The sequence below is a fragment of the Streptomyces niphimycinicus genome, assembly GCF_018883605.1.
GTDB lineage: Bacteria > Actinomycetota > Actinomycetes > Streptomycetales > Streptomycetaceae > Streptomyces > Streptomyces niphimycinicus.
In genome coordinates, this window is sequence record NZ_JAHLEM010000853.1 from 1 (window position 1) to 7,576 (window position 7,576).

Genomic DNA, 7,576 nt, shown 5'->3' on the forward strand with positions numbered 1-7,576 from the left:
ATCGGCCGGGGTCTGGCCCGCGTCGGAGCCCGCACCGGGGGCTTCGGCCGCTGGCTGGGCACCCACCGGGCCTGGACCTCCGGCGTGGCGATCACGGGCGGCGCGCTGGCACTGGTGCTGTGGAACCACCCCACTCCGGCGTCCGTGGGGCTCGTCCTCGGCATCGTCGTGGGGGTCCTGGTGCTGCTCGGCATCCTCGCCGGGGCGTCCGGCCCCGCGGCGAACGGTCCCACGGCTTCCGGCCCCGCGGCGAACGGTCCCACGGCCTCCGGCCCCGCGGCTTCCGGCCCCACACCCGAGGGACCCGCGGCTTCCGGCCCCACAGCCGAGGGACCCACGGCGTCCGGCCCCACAGCCGAGGGACCCGCGGCGGGTGGCCGTCCCGGAAATCCCTGACGGCCGGGTGCCGGGTGGTATGCCATGCGGGCACCGCGGACGCTGTGGGAGCGCGTCACGACCGCGATCGGCGGCGGCCCGGCCGCCCGCTTCCTCGAGCGCCTGGTGGCGGTGAACGTCCTGGAAGCCGCGACCCGGCTGGCGGCCCAGGCGTTCCTCACCGCCCTCCCCCTGCTGATGGCCGTGGCGGCCTTCGTCCCCGACACGCTACAGAACCTCCTGGCCGACTCCCTGCGCTCGGTGGTGGGAGTGCGCGGTGACGTCCTCGACGAGGTACGCCGTACGTTCGTCCCCCGGGGAACGGCCAAGAACACCTCGGGGGCCGTCGGGCTGCTGGTCGCCCTGGTGTCCGCGACGGCGTTCAGCAGAGCGCTCCAGGCGATCTGCGAACGGTGCTGGGGACTGCCCAGGGCGGCGGTGCGCGTGACGGCGTGGCGCTGGCTGCTGTGGCTGCTCGTCTGGCTCGCGGTACTCCTCGTCCAGGCGCCGGTGCGCAGGGGGTTCGGCACGGGCATCGTCTCCGGCCTGGTGCTGGCCCTGCTGTCGGCCGTCCTGCTGTGGTGGTGGACCCAGCATCTCCTGCTGAGCGGCCGCGTCACCTGGACATATCTGCTGCCGGGCGCCGTGTTCGCCGGTGTGGGGACCGTCCTGCTCGGCTACCTCTCCCGGCTGCTCATGCCGGTGGCCATGGCCCGCAGTCTGGCCGACTTCGGCCCGCTCGGCCCCGTTTTCACGCTTCTGACCTGGCTGATCGTCGTCTTTCTGATCGCCGTGGCCGGTCTCGCGGCGGGACCGGCGGTGGCCTCGTCGGCCTGGTACGCACGGACGATCCGCCTGTCCCGGGGGCGGGAACGCCCCTGAACGCCGCCGAGTCATCGTCGCTCGCCCCCTCGACGGGCAGCTCTCCCCTTCGACGGGCAGTTGTACGACCGAGGCCGTGCGGAACGTTCGTGCCCGTTCCTCCGGCGTGCCGCTCCCCCGGCGTGGGCCCGAACGCCTGCGGACCGCGATCTCGTCCCAGTAGGGTCCTCGGTACGAGAGGGGGAATAACACCCGTGTATTCACTCGTTCTTGACCCGAGGTAGGCACCATGCTGCACGGCATCGACGTGAGTTCGCACCAGCCCAACTTCGACCCGGACGGGCTGGCCTTCGTCTTCATCAAGGCCACCGAAGGACGGTCGTACATCAACCCGAAGCAGTCCTCGCAGGCGTCCCGGGCGCGGAAGGCGGGATGCGTGGTCGGCTTCTACCACTTCCTGTGGCCGGGCAACATCACGGCGCAGGCGCAGTACTTCGTCGAGAAGTGCGCGTCCCAGAAGCACGATCTGCTCGCCGTGGACTGGGAGACCACCGGTTCCGGCACCCGCGCCAGCAACGCCGAGAAGGACCGGTTCATCCGCGAGGTCAAGAAGCTGCGTCCCACGCACCGCGTGATGCTCTACTGCAACCGGAGCTTCTGGCTCAACTACGACACCACGTCCTACGCCGGGGACGGCCTGTGGATAGCGGACTATGTGACGGCGGGCAAGCCGCGCATCAAGGCGAAGTGGCGGATCCACCAGTACACCGACCGCCCGCTGGACAAGGACGTGGCGAACTTCTCCAGCAAGGCCGCGCTCCAGGCGTGGGCCGACCCCAGCCGGGCGGCGCTCACCTCGGCGGAGGCGGAGGACGCCGAGGACGTCCACCTCGCGGAGGGTGCGGAGGGTGCGGACGACGCGGGCGCGGACGGGGGTGGCGAGAAGGCGCGGGAGGGCGGGGCCTGACCGGGGCCCCGGGGCGTTGTCGGTGGGTGCGCCTACGCTGCCCGGTATGAGTTACGCAGACCTGCGCGAACTCCGCAGCGCGCTCACCACCGCGTCGGACATCGCCTTCTCGCTGGATGCCGCACCCTCCGGGCCGGAGACCGAGCTGCTCACCGACGCCCTGCGCCGGGCGCTCGCCGCCGCGGGGTCGCTGACCGCCGAGCGCGGCGCCACGGGCTGCCCCGAGCATCCGCGCGGGGCCGTCGATCCGCTGTACGGGGATCCGGAGGACCCGCTGCCGCCCGGCTACGGCCGCTGCCTGCTGTGCAACGACCGCAGACGGCGGGCGAGCGCACAGCGGCGCGGCTGGCGCTGACGCGCCGACCGTGCCGCCATGCGGCCTGTTGCTGCCATGTGGCTAGGTGCCGCCGTGCGGCTCATCGCTGCCATGTGGCTAGGTGCCGCCATGCGGCGGCCCGTTCAGCCGGTCTTGCTGTCGTCCTTGTTCTGGGCCGCCCAGAACTCGTCGAAGGTGAGCAGCCCGTCACCGTTGGCGTCGTGGGCGTTGATGACGGCCTGGGCGACGGGCTCCGTGACATACGGGTCCCCCAGTTGCGCCATCACGCTCTTGTATTCGGCCGCGGTGATCTGGCCGTCACCGTTGAGGTCATACCGCTCGAACGCCTTGCGCGCCGCCTCGATGTCCGCCACCTGTTCCGCCCCTTCCGTGCGTGTGCTTGACCCGCACAGATTAGCGGTCGGCGGCGGGAGACCCATCGGCCGCATCGCGATGTACACGACATAAGCGGCGCACACGGCGTTCGCCACGTCTCGCCACGTCCGTCAGGCTCTCCACCTTCGCCAGGTTCGCCGCGTTCCCGGCGCATAGGCTTTGTTGACCAGGGACATGTAGCGGGGCCAATCCCACAGCGGGCCGGGGTCGGTGTGATCGGTTCCGGGGACCTCCACATGGCCGATGATGTGGTCGCGGGTCTTGGGGATGCCGAAGCGGTCGCAGACGGCGGCGGTCAGGGCGGCGGACGAGGCGTACATCTCGTCCGTGAACCACTTGGGGTCGTCCACCCAGCCCTCGTGCTCGATGCCGATGCTGCGGTTGTTGTAGTCCTTGTTGCCGGCGTGCCAGGCAACGTCCTTCTCCCGGACGAACTGCCCGATATAGCCGTCGGCCGAGGCCACCATGTAGTGCGCGGAGACCTGCTTGGCCGGGTCCTGGAAGATCTTCATCGCGTCCGGGAAGGTCTCCTGCGTCACATGGATGACGACGAAGTCGATCGGATACGAGGTCGGACGGCTGGAGACGCGGTAGTTGGAGGTGGAGGCCGGGATCCAGTGGGTGGGGGGATAGGCGACCGCGGCGCGGCGGCGTCTGTCGTCGGCGTGGGCGGTGGTGGTGGCAGCCGCGGCGGCGGTGAGTCCGGTGGCGGCGGTGGCGAGATAGGCGCCCGAGCGGAGCAGGGCGCGCCGGGTGGAGGTGCGGCCGTGCGCTTCCATGGGGGATCTCCCGAGTGGCGTAGCCGGGACAAAGGGGGGTGATACGTGGGGGGTGTGACGCGCGTAGCGCTGTTCCATGGTGAGTGCTGGGCAGGGCCATGCCAAGAACCGACGGGCAATGAAAGATTTCGTGTCACGGTCTGGACCACTGGAGATTCACCAGAAAGAGGTCGACAACAAAGAAAAATTACGCCTCTACCCGCCATTAGCAAGGTAAGTGTTACAGCTCACCTTGGATTGGCTTGGAAGTGATCTACCGTCTCTGCGATAGTCGGGGCCGCGACCCCATTGACCCGAGCGAGGTCGCTTCCTCCGAATGCCATGACGAACACCCCTTTCGCGCCATGGCCGGGGACGAAAGAGGTCCCCGTGTCGTCGGAGCACGACGACGCGGGGACCCTTTTCACACTCCGCTTTCGCGCTTCGCGCCCACACTCCGCTTTCGCGCTCCGCGCCGAAGCCGCACCGAAGCCGCACCGAAGCCCAACGCGGTCAGTTCTCGGCCACGCGCATCTCGAACCAGGTCGTCTTGCCGCATGGCAGCAGATCGACCCCCCACCGCTGGGAGAGCTGGTCGACCAGCGTCAGCCCGCGCCCGCTGGTGTCGAGCTCGCCCACCGGCAGCAGGCACGGCAGCCCCCGGGAGGGGTCGCGGACCTCGACCCGGATCCAGCCACGCCGCCGCAGCATCCGCAGCCCGAAGGTGCGGGCACCGGTGTGCCGTACGGCATTGCCCACCAGTTCGGAGACGAGCAGCACGGTGTGCTCGGCGAGTTGAAGGCCGAGCCCCCAGTCGCGCGCCACGACGAATTCGGCCAGCCGGCGGGCGGTCGCCGCGGACTCGGGACGGGAGGGCAGCCGCACCTCCTCGGCCGCGGGGTTACCGAAGAGGTCAAGCGCCCTGCGAGCCCGGTCGTCCTCGACGGTCGGCACCCCCCGCACCGCAGCCGTACCAGTGCGCTGCTGCGGCTGCTCCATTCCCTCCAAGCCCGCCATGCCCCCCATCATGGCCGCCCAAAAGGCCATCCGGGGCGGAACCATGCGATCCCGAACACCGGAGCCCCAGGCTCCACAAACCCGATCCGACATATGCCAAAGGCAGTTGGGGCACCACAACACCCCGGTTGACCAGCGATGTCACCGCGCATACGCGTGATCACCCAGCGTACCGGACCGGGTCAGCCAAGAGCCGACCGTTGGCGAAGAAAATTCGCTCGCACGGGGCATACGCGGCTCCGTGACCCGGGCCGATACGATCGGAACCGGTCGGGGATCAGCGGAACGTGGCCTTACCCGGCCCGTCCTCGACAAAGCTGCGCATCCCGATCTCCCGGTCCTCGGTGGCGAACAGCCCGGCGAACCAGGTCCGTTCGATGGCGAGGCCGCTGTCGAGGTCCGTCTCCAGCCCCCGGTCCACCGACTCCTTGGCCGCGCGCAGCGCGATCGCCGGGCCCCGGGCCAGCCGCGCCGCCCAGGCGTGGGCCTGCTCGTAGACCTCCTCGGCCGGTACGACCCGGTCCACCAGGCCGATGGTGAGCGCCTCGTCGGCCTTGACCTGACGGCCCGTGAAGATGAGGTCCTTGGCCTTGGCCAGGCCGACCAGCCGGGCCAGCCGCTGGGTGCCGCCCGCGCCCGGGATCAGGCCGAGCAGGATCTCGGGCTGGCCCAGCTTGGCGTTCTCCCCGGCGATCCGGAAGTCCGCGCACAGCGCCAGCTCGCAGCCGCCGCCGAGGGCGTAGCCGGTGACGGCGGCGACCACGGGCTTGGGGATCCGGGCCACGGCGGTGAAGGAATCCTGTAGATCACCGGAGCGGGCCACCATCGCGGCGTGGTCCATCTCCCGCATCTCCTTGATGTCCGCGCCGGCCGCGAACACCTTCTCGCCGCCCCAGATGACCACGGCGCGCACATCGTCGCGGCGGGTCACCTCGTCGGCGAGTTCCCGCAGCCGGTCCTGGGTGGCGGTGTCGAGCGCGTTCATCGGGGGGCGGTCAAGGCGGAAGGTGGCAACGCCGTCGGCAACCTCGAGGTTCACAGTCATGAGCGCAGGTTAGCGCCCGCTAACACGGGAGCGGTGGGCCGGGGGCGGTGCCATAACGCGGGGACGCGAAGACGCCGAGACGCGGGGACGCGGGGACGCGAAGACGCCGGGGGCCGGAGGCGGGGACGCTTGGCAGCCGGAGGTGGGGCAGCAGCGCGCCCCGGCTCCGGCGCGGGGTCATGCCTTCCACTTCTCCCAGGACATGTTCCAGCCGTTGAGCCCGTTGTCCGGCTGGACGGTCTCGTCATGCGAGTTCTTCACGATGACCACATCGCCGATGATCGATGTGCGGAAGAACCAGGACGCCGGGGTGGCGGAGTCCCCGCCGCCGCGCTGGTCGAACAGGCCCACACAGCCGTGGCTGACATTGGCCGAGCCGAACGTGGCCCGGCCCGCCCAGTAGTTGCCGTGGATGAAGGTGCCGGAGGTCGACAGGCGCATCGCATGCGGCACGTCCTTGATGTCGTACTCCCCGTCGAAACCGACCGTGGCGCCGTCCATCCGTGTCACCGGATGCTTCTCGCTGATCACCATTTTGCCGTTGTAGGTCTCATGGCCGGGCGCGCCCGAGGTGATGGGGATGGTCTTGATGGTCTTGCCGTCCCGCTTGACCGTCATCTTCTTGGACTTGGCGTCGACGACCGAGATCTGGCTGCGGCCGATGGTGAACGTCACGGACTTGCGCTGCTCGCCGTACACCCCCGGCCTGCCCTCGATCCCGTCCAGATCCAGACTGAGCGTCACCTTGGTGCCGGGCTTCCAGTACTGCTCGGGCCGGAAGTCCAGCCGGTCGTTGCCGAACCAGTGGCTCGCGAGCGGCACCGACGGCGAGGCGCTGACCTTTATCCCCTTCTCCACGGCTGCCGGGTGGGTGATACCGCGGTTGAAGTGGAGCGAGACGGGCATGCCGACGCCGACCGTCGAGCCGTCCTCCGGGGTGTAGATGCCCACGAAGGTCTTCTTGGGACGCAGCGTGGTGAAGGTCGCGTGCCTGGTCGTGGTCAGGCCGTCGGTGTCCTTGGCGACCGCGTCCACGGTGTAGGTGGTGTCCGAGCGGAGATGGGCGGCGGGCAGCCAGCTCTTTCCGTCCTCGCCGACCTTCCCCTCGACCGCGGCGCCCTTGGCGTCCTTGACCTTGACCGAGGACAGGGTGCCCTTCGCCGAGGTGACCTTCAGCGCACCGCTGGTGTCCACGCCCTTCGCACCGTCCTTGGGTGCGATCGTCACCACGGCCCGGGAGGTCTTGGGCCGGCCGTCGCCCTTGCCGTCCTCGCCCTTCCCACCGTCGCCGGAGCCACCGCCCCCGCCGCACGCGGCCACCGCCATGAGCAACGCCCCGAGCAGCAGCGCGAGAAGCCCCTTACGGCCGACGTGCGCCGCCCCCGGTATCCACCGCACCGTCACAACAGCTCTCCCTCCCCCGGAGCCGCGCCCCCGCGGCAAACCCGATCACGCGCAGGGCGCGCCTGACGACAGGTAATCACACGCCACCGACAGTGGACTTCCCTCCGATGGTCACGGTTCAGTCGCAGGCGGGAGCGGGTCACGGGACTTTCGGCCCATGCCGGGCGGCGGTGGGGCACGGGGAAACGTGCGAGTCGGCGGGATTGCGGGCAGAACAGGTGGGAGAGCGTGGGCCAGGGCCCGTGCGGTACGGGACACCGCGGGGCCCGCCGGCCCGCCATGAGGTGCTGCCCGCCTTCCCTCCGCCGGGGCGGAGGCGGTTGGCCGCGAGCCGCGGAGGCCGATGTGTCCAGTGCAGCCGGGCAGGAGACACGCGACGACGTCCCCGGACGCCCCTCGGCGGCGGCGGTGGGCCGTCTCGTCGGCCATCGCCCCACGACGCTCGCCCCGCGGCGCGGTCGGAGCGTCGCCCCGAC

The 7,576-nt window shown here is 70.4% G+C and carries 8 protein-coding genes and 1 pseudogene; 4 read left to right on the top strand and 5 right to left on the bottom strand.

Annotated features, from left to right (window positions below):
• The 4 genes and pseudogenes from KN815_RS44140 to KN815_RS44155 form a co-directional block, all read left to right on the top strand.
• Positions 1 to 396, top strand: a pseudogene (locus KN815_RS44140) (hypothetical protein); the annotation flags it as partial.
• A 24-nt stretch (positions 397 to 420) separates the two neighbouring features.
• On the top strand, positions 421 to 1,257 hold the full coding sequence (locus KN815_RS44145; RefSeq protein WP_216347378.1) for a YhjD/YihY/BrkB family envelope integrity protein: 837 nt from the start codon (positions 421 to 423) through the stop codon (positions 1,255 to 1,257).
• Between the two features lie 229 nt (positions 1,258 to 1,486).
• Positions 1,487 to 2,164: a glycoside hydrolase family 25 protein gene (locus KN815_RS44150; protein WP_216347379.1), complete on the top strand. Its 678-nt coding sequence runs from the start codon at positions 1,487 to 1,489 to the stop codon at positions 2,162 to 2,164.
• 46 nt (positions 2,165 to 2,210) lie between these two features.
• Positions 2,211 to 2,519, top strand: a complete 309-nt coding sequence (locus tag KN815_RS44155; RefSeq protein WP_078643828.1) for a hypothetical protein — start codon at positions 2,211 to 2,213, stop codon at positions 2,517 to 2,519.
• Positions 2,520 to 2,623: 104 nt separating this feature from the next.
• Here KN815_RS44155 and KN815_RS44160 read toward each other — a convergent pair whose 3' ends face one another.
• The 5 genes from KN815_RS44160 to KN815_RS44180 all read right to left on the bottom strand — a co-directional run bounded on the left by KN815_RS44160 (position 2,624) and on the right by KN815_RS44180 (position 7,100).
• Positions 2,624 to 2,854, bottom strand: coding sequence for an EF-hand domain-containing protein (locus tag KN815_RS44160; RefSeq protein WP_216347380.1), 231 nt, complete (start codon positions 2,852 to 2,854; stop codon positions 2,624 to 2,626).
• 132 nt (positions 2,855 to 2,986) lie between these two features.
• Positions 2,987 to 3,655, bottom strand: a complete 669-nt coding sequence (locus tag KN815_RS44165) for an N-acetylmuramoyl-L-alanine amidase (RefSeq protein WP_216347381.1) — start codon at positions 3,653 to 3,655, stop codon at positions 2,987 to 2,989.
• A 492-nt stretch (positions 3,656 to 4,147) separates the two neighbouring features.
• Positions 4,148 to 4,651 carry an ATP-binding protein gene (locus KN815_RS44170; protein WP_216347382.1) on the bottom strand — a complete coding sequence of 168 codons (504 nt, stop codon included), beginning with the start codon at positions 4,649 to 4,651 and terminating at the stop codon, positions 4,148 to 4,150.
• A gap of 277 nt (positions 4,652 to 4,928) precedes the next feature.
• Complete coding sequence (locus KN815_RS44175) at positions 4,929 to 5,696, bottom strand: enoyl-CoA hydratase/isomerase family protein (protein WP_216347383.1); 768 nt, start codon at positions 5,694 to 5,696, stop codon at positions 4,929 to 4,931.
• Between the two features lie 177 nt (positions 5,697 to 5,873).
• The gene (locus KN815_RS44180) at positions 5,874 to 7,100 is read right to left on the bottom strand and encodes a L,D-transpeptidase (protein ID WP_216347384.1); all 1,227 of its coding nucleotides are present in this window, start codon (positions 7,098 to 7,100) and stop codon (positions 5,874 to 5,876) included.
• Positions 7,101 to 7,576 lie beyond the last annotated feature (476 nt).